This is a genomic window from Kitasatospora sp. NEAU-CNBT7, from assembly GCF_057220535.1.
Genome location: NZ_JBXQQB010000062.1, coordinates 1 through 15,665, shown reverse-complemented (window position 1 = coordinate 15,665; position 15,665 = coordinate 1). Strand labels below are relative to the sequence as shown.

At 72.9% G+C, this 15,665-nt stretch carries 15 protein-coding genes and 1 rRNA gene; 11 read left to right on the top strand and 5 right to left on the bottom strand.

Going from position 1 to position 15,665, the window contains the following annotated elements; all coding sequences use genetic code 11:
• Positions 1 to 18: 18 nt before the first annotated feature.
• The gene (sepH, locus tag AC2TEW_RS36780; protein ID WP_484627597.1) at positions 19 to 1,116 is read right to left on the bottom strand and encodes a septation protein SepH; all 1,098 of its coding nucleotides are present in this window, start codon (positions 1,114 to 1,116) and stop codon (positions 19 to 21) included.
• A gap of 436 nt (positions 1,117 to 1,552) precedes the next feature.
• Between sepH and AC2TEW_RS36775 the strand changes: the two genes are divergently transcribed.
• Positions 1,553 to 2,365 (top strand): hypothetical protein, encoded by an 813-nt coding sequence (locus AC2TEW_RS36775; protein ID WP_484627596.1) that lies wholly within the window; start codon positions 1,553 to 1,555, stop codon positions 2,363 to 2,365.
• A gap of 19 nt (positions 2,366 to 2,384) precedes the next feature.
• On the opposite strand, the gene AC2TEW_RS36770 is transcribed toward AC2TEW_RS36775, so the two are convergent.
• Entirely contained in the window at positions 2,385 to 3,701 is a 1,317-nt protein-coding gene (locus AC2TEW_RS36770) for a D-arabinono-1,4-lactone oxidase (RefSeq protein WP_484627595.1), read from the bottom strand.
• A 126-nt stretch (positions 3,702 to 3,827) separates the two neighbouring features.
• Entirely contained in the window at positions 3,828 to 5,075 is a 1,248-nt protein-coding gene (locus AC2TEW_RS36765; protein WP_484627594.1) for an MFS transporter, read from the bottom strand.
• A gap of 188 nt (positions 5,076 to 5,263) precedes the next feature.
• Here AC2TEW_RS36765 and AC2TEW_RS36760 point away from each other — a divergent pair, with 188 nt between their 5' ends.
• Both AC2TEW_RS36760 and AC2TEW_RS36755 read left to right on the top strand, forming a co-directional pair.
• Positions 5,264 to 6,415, top strand: a complete 1,152-nt coding sequence (locus AC2TEW_RS36760) for a ferrochelatase (RefSeq protein WP_484627593.1) — start codon at positions 5,264 to 5,266, stop codon at positions 6,413 to 6,415.
• A 65-nt stretch (positions 6,416 to 6,480) separates the two neighbouring features.
• On the top strand, positions 6,481 to 7,287 hold the full coding sequence (locus tag AC2TEW_RS36755; RefSeq protein WP_484627592.1) for an inositol monophosphatase family protein: 807 nt from the start codon (positions 6,481 to 6,483) through the stop codon (positions 7,285 to 7,287).
• A 165-nt stretch (positions 7,288 to 7,452) separates the two neighbouring features.
• Here the strand turns inward: AC2TEW_RS36755 and AC2TEW_RS36750 are convergent, their stop codons facing one another.
• Entirely contained in the window at positions 7,453 to 7,638 is a 186-nt protein-coding gene (locus AC2TEW_RS36750; RefSeq protein WP_033824465.1) for a hypothetical protein, read from the bottom strand.
• Positions 7,639 to 8,171: 533 nt separating this feature from the next.
• On the opposite strand from AC2TEW_RS36750, the gene AC2TEW_RS36745 reads away from it, so the two are divergent.
• The 4 genes from AC2TEW_RS36745 to AC2TEW_RS36730 all read left to right on the top strand — a co-directional run bounded on the left by AC2TEW_RS36745 (position 8,172) and on the right by AC2TEW_RS36730 (position 12,245).
• On the top strand, positions 8,172 to 8,825 hold the full coding sequence (locus AC2TEW_RS36745; protein WP_359893011.1) for a response regulator transcription factor: 654 nt from the start codon (positions 8,172 to 8,174) through the stop codon (positions 8,823 to 8,825).
• A 48-nt stretch (positions 8,826 to 8,873) separates the two neighbouring features.
• The gene (locus AC2TEW_RS36740; protein ID WP_484627591.1) at positions 8,874 to 10,181 is read left to right on the top strand and encodes a sensor histidine kinase; all 1,308 of its coding nucleotides are present in this window, start codon (positions 8,874 to 8,876) and stop codon (positions 10,179 to 10,181) included.
• A 328-nt stretch (positions 10,182 to 10,509) separates the two neighbouring features.
• A complete protein-coding gene (locus AC2TEW_RS36735) occupies positions 10,510 to 11,484 on the top strand; it encodes an acyl-ACP desaturase (RefSeq protein WP_484627590.1) in 975 nt (324 codons plus the stop codon).
• Between the two features lie 461 nt (positions 11,485 to 11,945).
• A complete protein-coding gene (locus AC2TEW_RS36730) occupies positions 11,946 to 12,245 on the top strand; it encodes a DUF4193 domain-containing protein (RefSeq protein ID WP_033817777.1) in 300 nt (99 codons plus the stop codon).
• 253 nt (positions 12,246 to 12,498) lie between these two features.
• On the opposite strand, the gene AC2TEW_RS36725 is transcribed toward AC2TEW_RS36730, so the two are convergent.
• Complete coding sequence (locus AC2TEW_RS36725) at positions 12,499 to 12,951, bottom strand: DUF3093 domain-containing protein (RefSeq protein ID WP_484627589.1); 453 nt, start codon at positions 12,949 to 12,951, stop codon at positions 12,499 to 12,501.
• A gap of 230 nt (positions 12,952 to 13,181) precedes the next feature.
• Here AC2TEW_RS36725 and AC2TEW_RS36720 point away from each other — a divergent pair, with 230 nt between their 5' ends.
• The 4 genes from AC2TEW_RS36720 to AC2TEW_RS36705 form a co-directional block, all read left to right on the top strand.
• Positions 13,182 to 13,721, top strand: a complete 540-nt coding sequence (locus AC2TEW_RS36720) for a PaaI family thioesterase (RefSeq protein ID WP_051811532.1) — start codon at positions 13,182 to 13,184, stop codon at positions 13,719 to 13,721.
• Positions 13,718 to 14,185 carry a dUTP diphosphatase gene (gene dut / locus AC2TEW_RS36715; protein ID WP_484627588.1) on the top strand — a complete coding sequence of 156 codons (468 nt, stop codon included), beginning with the start codon at positions 13,718 to 13,720 and terminating at the stop codon, positions 14,183 to 14,185. The genes AC2TEW_RS36720 and dut overlap by 4 nt, the downstream gene beginning before the upstream one ends.
• Before the next feature lie 78 nt (positions 14,186 to 14,263).
• Complete coding sequence (locus tag AC2TEW_RS36710) at positions 14,264 to 15,064, top strand: DUF3710 domain-containing protein (RefSeq protein WP_484627587.1); 801 nt, start codon at positions 14,264 to 14,266, stop codon at positions 15,062 to 15,064.
• 481 nt (positions 15,065 to 15,545) lie between these two features.
• Positions 15,546 to 15,665 (top strand): 16S ribosomal RNA (locus AC2TEW_RS36705); the annotation flags it as partial.

Genomic DNA, 15,665 nt, shown 5'->3' with positions numbered 1-15,665 from the left:
CACCGCCCTGTCGCGGCGTCAGTCCTGCTTCTTGCGCCGGCTGCCGAAGACGATCTCGTCCCAGCTCGGCACGGTGGCCCGGCGGCCCGGCCGGACGCCGTCCGCCTCGGCCTGCCGGTCCGTCGTCCCGACCAGCCGCTCCCGGTGCGGGGCGACCGAACGGGGCATCAGGATGTCCGCGTACGCCGAACCGGCGCCGATGCCCGCCGCGGGCGCGGCCGGCTCCTCGGCGACCTCGACCTCCTCGGCCACCACCGGCTCGGGGGCCGGGCCGATCGCGAGGTCCCCGCGGAAGGCGGGCACCACGTCCAGCAGGCTGGTCAGCGAGTCCCTGGACTCGGCGACCGCCTCGCGGCTCTCGCGGGCCTCCCTGACCTCCCGGACCTCGCGCACCTCCCGGGACGACATGATCCGGTCGGCCGACGGCCGCTCGATCATCGGCCGGGACGGCCGGTCCTGGGGGAGCCGGGCGATCCGCGGGATGAACGGGAAGACCGAGTCCTCCTCGCGGTCGACGTTCTCGCCGATCAGCGCGCGGGCCTCGTCGTCATTGGGCTGGACCAGGCGCCGGGGCGGGTCGTAGGTCCAGCTGGCGCTGCGGCCCTCGCCGTCCGAGCGGTACGCGAGGATGACCTCCCAGGTGCCGTCGTCCCGGCGCCAGGAGTCCCACCGCTCGGTGTCCTTCTCGGCGCCGCGCAGCGCGAGCCGCTCCGCGACCGCCTCGCCGAGCTGCGGGCCGGTGGACTCGCCGTGCCGGCGGATCGCCGTCTTGCGGGCCCGCTCGGCCATGAACGCGCGCTCGGCCAGGACGGGACCCTCGAAGCGGCGGACCCGGTCGACCGAGATACCGGCGGCCTGGGCGACCTCCTCGGCGGAGGCACCGGCTCGTATCCGGGCCTGGATGTCACGGGGGCGGAGGTGGCTCTCGACCTCGATCTCGATCTGGCCGAGCCGCGGCCGGTCACCCCGGACGGCGGCGCGCAGCCGCTCGTCGATCGGGAGGGTGTACTCCGTGCTGTCGGCAGCCTTGAGCACCAGCCGTGTGCCGTCGTTGCTGACGGCCACGACGCGCAGTTCGGGCACGGTTACCTCCCGGGTGGTGCCTGCCGACGTCACCTGCGTCGCTGCTCCCGTACTGAGTGTGGCCTGCCCGCTGGCGCGTGGCCACAACCTTGCAGAGTTACCCGGCGTGTCGGGCTTTCGCCCGGGCGCGCCGCTGTGGCACGGTTGCCTGTTCGCCACGTCGCCGATCGACGTTGCGCCCGGGCCATCCGATCGTCCTTTGGCAAGCGGTCGACTGATTGACCGAAGGCTCAGGCTCCACGAACAGTACTCCATTCGTGGCACCCACAGGGGCGGCTCGCCGCTCAAGTCTCCCGCGAATCAGCGGAATCTCAAGAGCTCGCACCCCAATGGCAGACCTTCGGTCACGCAGTGGTGATCATCTTCACATATATCGACTTCCGGGAGTCGGATTTTCGCCCCATGTGTCCTTGTCTGTGCAAGATGGGTGGACTTGTTCGAAAACTGACGCGCCGACCGAGGGATGTTGATGCCGCAGCCAAGCCAGCCGGGCCCGCGCCGGACCACCGACGGACCCGAGGCCGCGGGCGGCCGCCGACGGCTGGACCTGAGCGTCGTCCAGGTCACCGCGAGCGCCCTGGCCACCGTGGCCGGCGCCGTCCTCGCCTCCGGACTCGGTGTGTACGGCACCATCATCGGCGCGGCCGTGGTCAGTGTCGGGGCGACCGTCGGCGGCGCCCTGTTCCAGCACCTGTTCCGGCGCACCGGCGAGCAGCTGCGCAACGCGGTGGACCGCGGACCGGGCCCGGTGGTCAACGGGCTGCGCCAGGCGCCCGCCCCGGACGCGCCGCCCCCGACCGCGCCGTCGGACGGGTGGAGCGAGCCGCGGCTGGTCCGGGCGAAGGGGCGCCGCGGCTGGCGGACCTACGCGACCGTCTCCGCGCTGGTGTTCGCCCTGGCGATGGTGCCGATCCTGGCGGTCGAGGCGCTGGCCGGGCGGCCGGTGAGCAGCATGACCGGCGGGGACTCCCGGACCGGCACCTCGCTCACCCCGGGCCGGGCCGAACCGGCCGGCAAGCCGCCCGCGGCACCGTCCACCGGGGGCTCCGGCCCGGCCGCCCCGCCGTCCGGGCCGTCGCCCTCCGGCCCGCCCGGCCCGACGACCGACCCGGGAGGCGGCGGCAGCCCGTCCGGGAGCCCCTCGGCGGCGCCCTCCCCCTCGGCCAGCCCGTCCGCGAGCCACTCCGCCGCACCGTCCGGCAGCGCCTCGGCCGCACCGTCCGGCGGCCCCTCCGGCGCCACGCCGGCCGGCTCGGCCCCCGCCGCCGAACCGGCGCCGTGAGCGCGGACCCGGCGGGGCGTCAGGCGCCCAGCACCCGGCGCAGGTAGTCGTTGCCGAACAGCCGGCCGGGGTCGACCTTGTCGCGCAGCGCCGTGAAGTCGCCGAAGTGCGGGTAGACCCCGGCCAGGTAGGCGGCGTCGCGGGTGTGCAGCTTGCCCCAGTGCGGGCGCCCCTGGTGAGCGGTCATCAGCTGCTCGACCCCGGTGAAGTAGCCCTGCTCGGCGCTGCCCCGGTAGAGGTGGACGGCGATGTAGACGCTGTCGCGCCCGTTCGCGGTCGACAGCCACAGGTCGTCGGCGGGCGCCACCCGGACCTCCACCGGGAAGCTGATCCGCCAGTCCGAGCGCTCCACCAGCGCCTTCAGCTCGCGCAGCACCGTGGCGGCCGCCTCGCGCGGGACGGCGTACTCCATCTCGATGAAGCGCACCCGGCGCGGACTGGTGAACACCTTGTACGCCGTGTCGGTGTAGCTGCGCTCCGACCAGGCCCGGCTGGCGAGCGCCGCGATGGACGGGATGGTGCCGGGGAGCCGGCGGCCGACCCGGCAGACGCCCTCCCAGACCGTGTTCGACAGGAAGTCGTCCTCCAGCCAGGCCTTGAAGGCCGGCAGCGGGGCGGCCGGCCCCTGGCTGCGGTTGTTGCGCTTGGTCGAGCAGCGGTCGGTGTGCGGGAACCAGTAGAACTCGAAGTGCTCGTTGACGGCCGTCAGGTCGTCGAAGCGCTCCAGCACCTCGTCGAAGGACATCGGCTGCTCGTGGGCGGTGAGCAGGAAGGCGGGCTCCACCCCGAAGGTGATCTCGCTGACCACGCCGAGCGCGCCGAGACCGAGCCGGGCGCCCTGGAAGAGCTCCGGGTTCTCGGTGGGGGAGCAGTGCTGGACGGTGCCGTCGGCGAGCACGATCTCCAGCGCCCGGATCTGGGCGGCCAGCGAACCCGAGTCCCGCCCGGTGCCGTGGGTGCCGGTGCTGGTGGCGCCCGCCACCGTCTGCACCTCGATGTCGCCCATGTTGGTCAGGGACAGGCCCGCGGTCTCCAGCAGCCGGTTGAGCCGGTGCAGCGGCAGGCCGGACCCGACCGTGACGGTGCCCGCCTCGGCGTCCACCGCCCGGACCGCGGTCAGCCGGTCCGGCCGGACCAGCACGCCGCCGTCGGACGAGGCGATCGAGGTGAACGAGTGGCCCGAGCCGACCGCCTTGACCGTGCGGCCCTCCTCGGCGGCGCGGCGCACCACCTCGGCGAGCTCCTGCGCGTCGGCCGGGGCGACCGTCCGGCCCGGCCGGGCGCTCTGGTTGCCGGCCCAGTTGCGCCAGCCTGCGGTGGCGGTGCTCTCGGGCATGCGAAGGCCTCCTGCTCACGTCACCCGCACGGACTACCCGTGGGTAGGGTGAGCGTAGTCACTCCCCTGCCCACGGTCCATGGTCCGTTCACCGGCCGGACGCCGGTCCACCGGGCCGCGGCGGGCTCAGCCGTGCAGTGACGATTCGGCGAGTTCCGGCTCGCTCGGCACCAGCCCCCCGCGCAGCCGCGACAGGCCCGCCAGCGCCACCAGCGCGGCGAAACCGGCCGCCGCCACCGGCACCCAGTAACCCGCCGCCGCGCCCGCCGCGTCCACCACCCAGCCGGCCGCCGACGAACCGAGCGCCACCCCGAGCGCCAGCCCGGTGGTGGTCCAGGTCATCCCCTCGGTCAGCTGCGCCGCCGGCACCAGCCGCTCCACCAGCGCCATCGCCGTGATCAGCGTCGGCGAGATGGACAGCCCGGCCAGGAACAGCGCCGCACCGATGCCGATCAGCCCGGCCGTACCGCGCAGCGTCGAGGCCACCAGCACCAGCGGCACCATCGAGGCCGCCATCACCGCGACCCCGGCCAGGAAGCGGACCGGCATCGACCCCTTGGGCTTCAGCGTGCCGAACACCACCCCGGCCAGACAGGACCCGAGCGCGTACACCGCGAGCACCAGGCTCGACACCGAGGTGTGCCCCTGCGCCTTGGCGAAGGCCACGGTGACCACCTCCACCGAGCCGAAGATCGCGCCGGTCGCCACGAAGGTCAGCACCAGCACCTGCAGCCCGGCCGAGGTGATCGCCGAACTGCCGCTGTGGTGCGCGGCCGGGTGCACCGGCGGCTCGGTCCGGCGCTGCGCCGTGAACAGCAGCACCCCGACCCCGAGGAACACCCCCGCCAGCAGCAGCCCGGCCTCCGGGAACACCGCCGTCGCCAGCCCGATCGACAGGATCGGGCCCACGATGAAGCAGACCTCGTCCACCACGGCCTCGAACGAGTAGGCGGTGTGCAGCTTGGGCGGCTCGGAGCGGTAGAGGTACGCCCAGCGGGCCCGCACCATCGAGCCCGCGCTGGGCATCACCCCCATCCCGGCCGCGCACACGAACAGCGTCCACGCCGGGGCGTCGAACCGGGCGCAGAGCAGCAGCGCCGCCGCCGCCGCCAGCGTGGCCGCGGTGGCGGGCAGGGTCACCCGGCGCTGCCCGTACCGGTCGACCAGGCGGGAGACCTGCGGCCCGAGCACCGCCGCCGACAGCGCCACCACGGCGGACACCGCACCCGCGAGGCCGAAGGAGCCGCGCAGCACCGCGAGCATGGTGACGATGCCGATGCCCGTCATGGAGATCGGCAGCCGGGCTATGAAGCCGCTCGAGGAGAAGGCCAGCGTGCCGGGGGCGGCGAAGATCTGGCGGTAGCTGGACAGCACTGGTGCTCCGCGGTTGGGGGGATGCGGTATGGGGCGTTGCGGTATGGGGCGTGCACGGTACGTAAGGCGCACGCTCTGTAAAGACAGCTTACGAACATCCGCAAGCGGATTCGTCCGCGGCCGTCCCCGGAGGACTCCCGGGGCGGCCCGCCGCCGTCCGCGCGGTGTCTGGTGGGAGGATCGGTGCCATGTCCGACTCGCCCTCAGTCACCGACCACGCGCCCGGCGGCCCCGCGCCCTACGACGCGCTGCTGCTCCTGTCCTTCGGCGGCCCGGAGGCCCCCGAGGACGTGGTGCCCTTCCTGGAGAACGTCACCCGAGGCCGAGGCATCCCCAAGGAGCGCCTGGCCGAGGTCGGCAAGCACTACTTCCTGTTCGGCGGCGTCAGCCCGATCAACGAGCAGAACCGCGAGCTGCTCGCCGCGCTGCGCAAGGACTTCGCCGACCACGGCCTCGACCTGCCGGTGTACTGGGGCAACCGGAACTGGGCCCCGTACCTCACCGACACCCTGCGCGAGCTGGCCGCCGACGGCCACCGCCGGGTGCTCACCCTCGCCACCAGCGCCTACGCCGGCTACTCGGGCTGCCGCCAGTACCGGGAGAACCTCGCCGACGCGCTGGCGACGCTGCGCGCCGAGGGCCTGCCGGAGCTGCGGGTCGACAAGCTGCGGCACTTCTACAACCACCCCGGCTTCGTCCGGCCGATGATCGACGCCACCCTGGCCGCGCTCGCCGCACTGCCGGCCGGCGTCCGCGACGGCGCCCACCTGGCGTTCACCACCCACTCCATCCCGGACACCATGGCCGAGACCTCCGGCGCCCCGGACGACCCGGCCCGCGGCACGCCCGGCGGCGCGTACGTGGCCCAGCACCTGGAGGTCGCCCGGCTGGTGGCCGACGCGGTCGCCGAGGCCACCGGGGTGGCCGGCCGCCCGTGGGAGCTGGTCTTCCAGAGCCGCAGCGGCGCCCCGCACATCCCGTGGCTGGAGCCGGACATCTGCGACCACCTGGAGGCCCTGCACGCGGCCGGCGCACCGGCGGCGGTGATGGTGCCGATCGGCTTCGTCTCCGACCACATGGAGGTCAAGTACGACCTCGACACCGAGGCCACCGCCAAGGCCGCCGAACTCGGCCTGCCGGTCGCCCGGGCCGCCACCGTCGGCGCCGACCCGCGCTTCACCGCCGCCGTCCGGGAGCTCGTGATGGAGCGTGCGGCCGTCGAACGTGGCGCGCAGGTCGAGCGGTGCGCCCTCGGTACGCTCGGCGCGAGCCACGATGTGTGCGCCGTCGCCTGCTGCCCCAACCCGCGCGCGCCCCGGCCCGCGGCCGCCCAGCTCTGACCCTGTCCCCGACCCGCTCGGACCGCGCCCGGCACCGACCCGCCCACCACCCAGGAGGAACCCGCGTGTCACCCAGCCCCGCCCTGCTCGCCGAACTGCTGGAGCTGGCCAAGGAGGCCGCGATCCGGGCCGGCGCGCTGCTGCGCGACGGCCGCCCCGCCGACCTCGGTGTCGCCGCCACCAAGAGCAGCCCGGTCGACGTGGTGACGGAGATGGACCTGGCGTCCGAGAAGCTGATCCTGGAGCTGATCGACGAGCGCCGCCCCGCCGACGGCTACCTCGGCGAGGAGGGCGCCGACCGGGCCGGCACCAGCGGCGTCCGCTGGGTCGTCGACCCGCTCGACGGCACCGTGAACTACCTGTACGGCCTGCCCAACTGGGCCGTCAGCGTGGCCGCCGAGCTGGACGGCCGGGCGGTGGTCGGGGTGGTCTACGTCCCCGCCCGCGGCGAACTGTTCCACGCGGTGCTCGGGGGCGGCGCGTTCCTCGACGGCCAGGCCGTCTCCTGCCGGCCGGCGCCCCCGTGGGGCCAGGCCCTGATCAGCACCGGCTTCAACTACGTCCAGGCGATCCGGGTCCGGCAGGCCGAGGTGCTGCTCGCCCTGATGCCGGAGTTCCGCGACATCCGGCGCGGCGGCGCGGCCGCGGTCGACCTCTGCGACCTCGCCGCCGGCCGGGTGGACGGATACTTCGAGCGGGGCCTCGCCGCCTGGGACCGGGCCGCCGGGGTGCTGATCGCCCGGGAGGCCGGCGCCCTGGCCGGCGGCCGGCCCGGCCAGGAACCGGACGGCACGCTGACCGTCGCGGCCCCGGCCGGGCTGTTCGAGGAACTGCAGCGCAGGCTCGACGAGATCGGCGCCTGGCGCGACTGAACGCAGCCGCCTCCCGTCGGCGGACGGCGGGAGGCGGCTGCGGACTGCGGACAAGGAAGGGCCCTGGCACTACGGAGGTGCCAGGGCTCGCGTTTCATCGGCCCCCGGTGGTGCGGGGCGGACAGGCGGTGCTGTGGTGGTACTGCCGCTGGTGGCGGCTACCGGTCAGGCGGCGAAGCGGTGCATCTCCTGCACCGCGTCGACCCCGTGCTCGGCGGCCAGTCTGCGCAGGTCCTCCAGCTCGGACTGCTCGACCTCGGCCAGGAACTCGTCCCCGGACTCGAGTGCGCGGTGGAGATCCTGCTCCGCATTCCTTATGCGCTGCAGGATGCCGTCGGTAAAGGCGTCCATACGGGCCCCCTTGCTTCTTCGGACGGGCACGGTCCGCATGCTCCCCGGTCTGCGGAACGAGATCACTGGGAGCGCCGAGCCCGGTGGCCGTCTCTCCGGTCGGGCGCGGGAGCCGACCTGCGGCGGCTACCGGTGACATTCGGTCCCCATACCGGTGCGGATGAACACGCGGCGGGTGGGTGCGATCCGCGCTACGGCGGCATCGCAGTGTGAGCTTGTCCTCCCCGCCCGGTGGCCGGGGAAACCTCCCGGGCCGAGAAAGTTGCCCGCGTCACAGTCCAATCGGAGCGGCCGTCGCCGGATCGGCACCCCCGGGGCCGTCCGCCGGGCCGCCTCCGGCTCCGGTCAAGGCCGGTCCGCCCGGTCTTACTGCGGCTTTAGCCGGGAACCAGGCAGGATGGGCAGCACCGTCGGAGTCGTCGGTCGAGTCCCGAGGCCGTCCGCGGCCCGCGTCGCGCCGACTCCGCGCCCGGCGCACAACGGCCCGCACGGGCAGGCACGGTGGGGCCGCACCAGCAGAAGGGACCACCACCGTGCGGGTACTCGTCGTCGAGGACGAGCAACTCCTCGCCGAAGCCGTCGCCACCGGCCTGCGCCGCGAGGCGATGGCGGTCGACGTCGTCTACGACGGCGAGGCCGCGCTCCAGCGTATCGCCGTCAACGACTACGACGTGGTCGTGCTGGACCGCGACCTCCCCCTCGTCCACGGTGACGACGTCTGCCGCCGCGTGGTCGAACAGGGCCTGGCCACCCGCGTGATCATGCTGACCGCCTCCGGCGACATCAGCGACCGGGTGGAGGGCCTGGAGATCGGCGCCGACGACTACCTCCCGAAGCCGTTCGCCTTCAGCGAACTCGTCGCCCGGGTCAGGGCGCTGGGCCGCCGCGCCACCGTCCCGCTGCCCCCCGTACTGGAACGCGCCGGCATCAGCCTCGACCCCGGCCGCCGGGAGGTGCTCCGCGAGGGCCGCACCGTCCAACTCGCCCCCAAGGAGTTCGCCGTCCTGGAGGTCCTGATGCGGGCCGGCGGCGCCGTCGTCTCGGCCGAGCAACTGCTGGAGAAGGCCTGGGACGAGCACACCGACCCGTTCACCAACGTCGTCCGGGTCACCGTGATGACCCTGCGCCGCAAGCTCGGCGACCCGCCGGTCATCGTCACCGTCCCCGGCTCCGGCTACCGGATCTGACCCCCGGGCCCACCCGCCCGCCCCACCGCAGCACCCGAGAGGACCGCCATGAACACCCCGCCCCCCGTCGGCGGGGCCCCCGGCTCGCCCACCGGCGGCCCGGGCCCGATCCCGCCCCGCCCCCCGCAGACCGACACCGCCACCGAGCACCGGCGCGAAACCCCCGCCTACCGCCCCGGCGACGGCCTGTTCGCCTGGCTGGCGCTGCGGCCGACCATCCGGATCAGGCTCACCCTGCTCTACGGCGGCATGTTCCTGATGGCCGGCGTGGTGCTGCTGCTGCTGATGTACTACTTCGTCCGGCAGGCCTTCCAGGGCGCCTCGCTGCCCCCGCTCAGGCTCGGCGCGAACGTCCAGATCACCACGCCCGAGGGCAGCGTCATCACCAACCAGGCGGCGCTGGACCGCTACATCGACAACTACCAGGCGGTCGAGGCCGACCAGGCGCTCAACACCCTGCTGCGCAAGGCCCTCACCGCGCTGGTCTGCCTCGCCGTGATCGCCTTCGCGGCCGGCTACGCGATGGCCGGCCGGGTGCTGCGCCCGCTCGGCCGGATCACCCGCACCGCCCGCGAGGTGGCCGGATCCGACCTGCACCGGCGGATCCAGCTGGACGGGCCGGACGACGAGCTCAAGGAACTCGCCGACACCTTCGACGACATGCTGCAGCGCCTCGACCGGGCCTTCGACTCCCAGCGCCGCTTCGTCGCCAACGCCTCGCACGAACTACGCACCCCACTGGCGATCAACCGCACCCTGCTGGAGGTGCAGCTCTCCGACCCGGCGGCCTCGCCCGACCTCCAACAGCTCGGCAAGACCCTGCTCGCCACCAACGAACGCAGCGAACAGCTGGTCGAGGGCCTGCTGCTGCTCGCCCGCAGCGACAACGAACTCACCGACCGCCGCCCGGTCGAACTGGCCGAGGTCGCCCAGCGCGCCCTGGAGCAGATCCGCACCGAGGCGGTCTCCCGGGAGGTCGTGCTGCGGCCCGACCTGAACCCGGCCACCGTCTCGGGCAACGGCGTCCTGCTCGAGCGGATCGCCCTCAACCTGCTGCAGAACGCGGTCCGCTACAACACCCCCGACGGCTGGGTGGAGATCTCCACCCGGCCCACCCCGGACGGCGGCGGCGAGCTGGTGGTCAGCAACACCGGCCCGGTGGTGCCGGGGTACGAACTGGAGCACATCTTCGAACCGTTCCGCCGGGTCAAGGGCGCCGAGCGGACCAGGAGCGACAAGGGGGTGGGCCTCGGCCTGTCCATCGTCCGCTCGGTCGTCCGGGCCCACGGCGGCGCCATCGAGGCCTCCTCCCGCCCCGGCGGCGGTCTGACCATCAAGGCCCGCATCCCGGGCTGACCACCCCGCGCCGCCCCCGCCCCGGGCGCACCGTCCCCGCCCCGCCGAGCGGCCCCGGGACGGCGCCCCAGGGCCCCTGTGCCGCCCGTACGGCCGTCACCAGCCGCATCACCCCGAGGTCCGTGCGCGGACCGTCCGTGCCGCCCCTGCCCGCCATGTCGGATTGACATAAGGCCTGGCAGGGGCGGCTTGTCATTTCGCGCCGGGACAACTTACGGTGTCGTAACCTACGCAGCCGTAGGTGAGAGCCGCCCGCCCGGCTCCGCCGGCGTCGGGGCCCTGTGGCCCGACCGGCCGCCATCCTCGTCCGCCCCGGGAGAAATCCGTCGTGACCATCGCACCCGTGCAGCGCACCGCCTCCTCCGCCTGGACCGACGCCCGGCTGATCCTCGAGCTGGAGCAGGTCGTCGAGACCGAGCTCAACCGGCACCTGAAGGTCGCCAAGGAGTGGATGCCGCACGAGTACGTGCCGTGGGGCCAGGGCCGCGACTTCGACGGCGTGCTCGGCGGCGAGGCCTGGTCGCTCGACCAGTCCAAGGTCACCCCGCTGGCCCGGATCTCCCTGGTGGTCAACCTGCTCACCGAGGACAACCTCCCCAGCTACCACCACGAGATCGCCACCATGTTCGGCCGCGAGGGCGCCTGGGGCACCTGGGTGCACCGCTGGACGGCCGAGGAGGGCCGCCACGGCATAGCCATCCGCGACTACCTGCTCGCCACCCGGGCCGTCGACCCGGTCGAGCTGGAGCGGGCCCGGATGACGCACATGGGCGAGGGCTTCGAGTCCGACAACTCGCACAGCATGCTGCACTCGGTCGCCTACGTGGCCTTCCAGGAGCTCGCCACCCGGATCGCGCACCGCAACACCGGCCACCACTCCGGCGACCCGCTCTGCGACCAGCTGCTGGCGAAGATCGCCAACGACGAGAACCTGCACATGGTCTTCTACCGGAACCTGCTCCGGGCCGCCCTCGAGATCGCCCCCGACCAGGCCATGCGCGCCATCGCCGACGTCGTCATCAACTTCCGGATGCCCGGCCACGGCATGCCCGGCTTCGAGCGCTCCGCCGCGCAGATCGCCATCGGCGGCGTCTACAACCTGCGGATCCACCACGACGACGTGCTGCAGCCCGTGCTGCGTCACCTGAAGGTCATGGAGGTCACCGGCCTCGGCCCGCAGGGCGCGCAGGCCCAGCAGGAGCTCGGGCTCTTCCTGGACGGCCTCAACGCCCAGGCCACCAAGTTCGACGAGCGCCAGGCGGCCCTGCTGGCCCGCCGCGCCGCCAACGCCGCCAAGCGCTGACCCGCCGGCCGCGCGCGGGTGCCGAATGTCTGTATTTCGGCAAAAAAGTCCCCGGTGTGTCGCATCTCACATCCGGTCGCGCAGCACAGTCGGGTGATCTCGCAGAGTGATGACTCGTTCGAGTGAGGGCATGGCGTACCGTGACCGCCGGACGCCGCGGGCCGTTTGTCGACCTGTCGTCAATCACCCGCGCCCCAGGGTCAGTTGGGGGCCGAACCCGGTACTGCCCGCTACCGGCGGTCACCGCCGGCGCGGGGCCGGACCGGGTGGCCGGTGCCGCACGGTGACGCCGTCCGGAACGTGTTCGATCACCCCAACGGGCCCGGTCTTGGGTGTCGATTGAGTAACAGGGCTTGAAGTAAGGCACAATCTCGGCCTCGGGTCGGGCACAAGACCGACCCCCCAAGCGTTACGTGCGCTGGAGATACCGCACCGCACACACCCAAAGGGGGAGAGCGAACATGGCAACGGACTACGACACCCCGCGCAAGACCGATGACGACCTCAACGAGGACAGCATCGAGGAGCTCAAGGCACGGCGGAACGAGAAGGCGACCAGCACGGTCGACATCGACGAGTTCGACGCGGCCGAGGGGCTGGAGCTTCCGGGCGCCGACCTCTCGAACGAGGAGCTCTCGGTCCGGGTGCTTCCGCGCCAGGCCGACGAGTTCACCTGCATGAGCTGCTTCCTTGTGCACCACCGCAGCCAGCTGTACAGCGAGAAGAACGGCCAGCCGATCTGCCGGGACTGCGGCGCCTGAGCACCGCGCGGCCATGGCCCGGGCAGGCCTTCCCCGGCAGGCCCGGTACGCCGCCCCGACCGGTCCCGCACGGGCCCGGAGGCAGCACCAGCCGTCGTCCCGAGCGACGGCACCCGGTAGGCACGTCCTGCCACGACCGGCGCACCACCGGAGAACGGGACGGTCCCGCAGCGATGCGGAGCCGTCCCTCCTCTGTGTCCGGACCCCTCCGCCCGGCCCCGGTGGTCCCGGCCCGGCCGGGCCGCGACGCGGGTCAGCCGGCGGCGGCCCCGGCCCGGGCCGCGTCGATCGCCTCGGCCAGCCGCTGCGGGGAGCGGGTCGACAGATAGACGTACGGGGTCGGGTCGGCCGGGTCGGACACCTCGACCCGCAGCGCCGTCGGCACGTAGCTGCGCAGCAGCATGTACGCGCGCGGATCCGCCTTGACCGAGCGCCAGGCCAGCGCCTCGGCCCGGTCCAGCGGCTCGGCCGCACCGAGGGCGGACAGCGGGATCCTGGCCTGCCCGGCCACCAGGGAGCCCTGGACCACCCGGATCCGGGCGGAGCCGTAGCTGCTGAGCGCCGCCGCCATCGCGACGATGCCGACCAGCAGGGCGGCCAGCGCACCCACCGCGCTGAACCTGAGCATGATCAGCCCGAGCGAGAGCCCGGCCGCGACCGGGAGCAGCCACCAGGAGCGCGGGACGGTGAGGCGTTCGTCGTACATGCACCCATTGTGTGGGCCGGGCCGCGCGGGGTCGGACGCCACCCCCGCGGGACGGCCCGGGCGACTGTGACACAACTGGTGTAACACTCCCTCCCCACCGCTTCCTACCAGCCGGTAAGGTCGCGTCCGTGACCGGACCCATCGCCTCCCCGCCCGTGCCGCAGCCGGCCGGAACGCCCGTGCAGCCACCGGCGTTCCTCACCCCGACCACCCCGCCGGCCGACGCCGTGATGCCCGAACGCGCCCCGGAGGCGCCGGCGCCCGGCGAGCCGCTCGGCTCGCACTACGACCACTGCTTCGGCTGCGGACCGCAGCACCCGCAGGGCCTGCAGCTGGTCGCCGTGGCCGGTGAAGGGCTCACGGTCACCGCGGAGTTCACCGTCCGCCCCGGCCACCAGGGCGGCCCCGGCCTGGCGCACGGCGGCGTCCTGATGACGGCCATGGACGAGACCCTCGGCACGCTCAGCTGGCTCCTGCACACCCCCGCCGTGACCGGCCGGCTGGAGACGGACTTCATCCGTCCGGTGCCGGTCGACTCGGTGCTGCACATCCACGCCCGGGTGACCGGCGTGCACGGACGAAAGATCTACAGTGCGGCGGAGGGGCGGATCGGCGGCCCCGACGGACCGGTCGCCGTCCGCGCCCAGGCGCTCTTCATCCAGGTGAAGCTGGAACACTTCACCACGCACGGTCGTCCCGAGGACATCAAGAAGGCCCTGGACGACCCCGATCTGCTGAAGCGCAGCCGAGCCTTCGAGGTGAACCCGTGAGCACCACCCCGCGTCCGCCGGTGGACATCCTGATCAACCGGATCGACCCGGACCTCCCGCTGCCCGCCTACGAGCACCCCGGCGACGCCGGTGCCGACCTGCGCACCACCGTCGACGCCGAGCTCGCCCCCGGCGAGCGCGCCGTGCTGCCCACCGGTATCGCCATTGCGCTACCGGATGGTTACGCGGCGTTCGTGCACCCGCGTTCGGGGCTCGCAGCTCGTTGCGGTGTTGCACTGGTGAACGCCCCAGGGACGGTCGATGCCGGGTACCGTGGTGAGATCAAGGTGATCGTCGTCAATCTGGACCCGCGCGAGGCGGTCAGCTTCCGTCGAGGGGACCGCATCGCCCAGCTGGTCATCCAGCAGGTCGAGAAAGCGCGGTTCCACGAGGTCGCGGAGCTGCCGGGTTCGGCACGCGCAGCGGGCGGGTTCGGATCGACCGGTGGCCACGCCGCGGTCTAGCATGCCCGCGGTCTCGCAGTAGCCGAGCAGGTATTCGCTTCGGACCTGGATCCGTCCGGGCCGGGAAGGACAGTGACCGTGTTCCGTCGTCGCCACAAGAGCGAGGACGCTGTCGAGCAGCTCGCCGAGGACGCCACCAGCGCCGACGAGACGGCCGATGACGTCGAGGACTCCGCCGAGAGCGAGAACGACGCCGAGCTGGACCCGGCCGACCGGGTCGGTCTGCCGCCGGCGCCCCGTCCGGACGGCCCCTGGGACGTCTCCGAACTGGAGAGCCCCGAGGAGGGCCGGGTCGACCTGGGAGGCCTGCTGGTCCCCGGCGTCGAAGGCATGGAGCTGCGGGTGGAGGTGGCCGGCGACTCCATCGTCGCCGCGACCCTCGTCCTCGGTAACAGCGCGATCCAGCTGCAGGCCTTCGCCGCCCCCAAGTCGGAGGGCATCTGGCACGAGGTCCGCGAGGAGATCGCCAACGGCATCACCTCCCAGGGCGGGCTGATCGAGGAGGAGGAGGGCACGCTGGGCTGGCACCTGCGCGCCCAGGTCCCCGTACAGCTGCCGGACGGCACCCAGGGGTCCCAGCTGGTCAGGTTCGTCGGCTGCGACGGGCCGCGCTGGTTCCTGCGCGGTGTGATCTCCGGCCAGGCGGCGGTGCAGCCCGAGATGGGCGGCATCCTGGAGCAGGTCTTCCAGCAGACGGTCGTCGTCCGCGGCGAGACCCCGATGGCACCGCGCGACCCGATCGTGCTCAAGCTCCCCGAGGACGCCCAGATGGTCGCCGACGGCGGCCCGGGCACCGGCGGGGAGGAGGGCGGCAGCCGGTTCGGCCAGGCGCCGCTCGACCCCTTCGCCCGCGGCCCGGAGATCACCGAGGTCCGCTGAGCCACCAGCCCGTCGTCCCCGCCGGCCCGGCCGGCGGGGACGATTTGCTTGTGGGGCGGCAGGCCCCGTACAGTTCCGGAGTCGCACCGCGAGGAGCGGCCGCAGCAAATCCGATGAATGAATCTCTGGAAAACAGAGCGGAATGCATCTGATAAGCTGGAAAACGAAGACCGGCCAGGTCGGGTGAGTGAAACTCCGGAAAACGGGGCGGAAAACATCTGATAGGCTGGGAATCACGAAAGAACGAAGCGCCCGGAGGGCCCGCTGGAAGGCGGTCCGAAGGAAGCGTCCGTTCCTTGAGAACTCAACAGCGTGCCAAAAGTCAACGCCAGATATGTTGACATCCCCGGCCGGTCCGTTCGGATCGGTTGGAGATTCCTTTAGTAACAAAACACTAGCGAGGACGCAGTGCGCGGGGCCGCCCTATTCCGGTGGTTGCCGTGCCGCTCAACGCGGGTGGCCGCTCGATTACGAGCAGACATTCACGGAGAGTTTGATCCTGGCTCAGGACGAACGCTGGCGGCGTGCTTAACACATGCAAGTCGAACGGTGAAGCCCTTCGGGGTGGATCAGTGGCGAACGGGTGAGTAACACGTGGGAA

Excerpts from the sequence above, each read along its gene's own strand:
- AC2TEW_RS36725 (WP_484627589.1), bottom strand. The coding sequence starts at position 12,951 with ATGTACGACGAACGCCTCACCGTCCCGCGCTCCTGGTGGCTGCTCCCG.
- AC2TEW_RS36770 (WP_484627595.1), bottom strand. The coding sequence starts at position 3,701 with ATGCCCGAGAGCACCGCCACCGCAGGCTGGCGCAACTGGGCCGGCAAC.
- AC2TEW_RS36740 (WP_484627591.1), top strand. The coding sequence starts at position 8,874 with ATGAACACCCCGCCCCCCGTCGGCGGGGCCCCCGGCTCGCCCACCGGC.
- AC2TEW_RS36760 (WP_484627593.1), top strand. The coding sequence starts at position 5,264 with ATGTCCGACTCGCCCTCAGTCACCGACCACGCGCCCGGCGGCCCCGCG.
- AC2TEW_RS36775 (WP_484627596.1), top strand. The coding sequence starts at position 1,553 with ATGCCGCAGCCAAGCCAGCCGGGCCCGCGCCGGACCACCGACGGACCC.
- AC2TEW_RS36730 (WP_033817777.1), top strand. The coding sequence starts at position 11,946 with ATGGCAACGGACTACGACACCCCGCGCAAGACCGATGACGACCTCAAC.
- AC2TEW_RS36750 (WP_033824465.1), bottom strand. The coding sequence starts at position 7,638 with ATGGACGCCTTTACCGACGGCATCCTGCAGCGCATAAGGAATGCGGAG.
- AC2TEW_RS36720 (WP_051811532.1), top strand. The coding sequence starts at position 13,182 with ATGCCCGAACGCGCCCCGGAGGCGCCGGCGCCCGGCGAGCCGCTCGGC.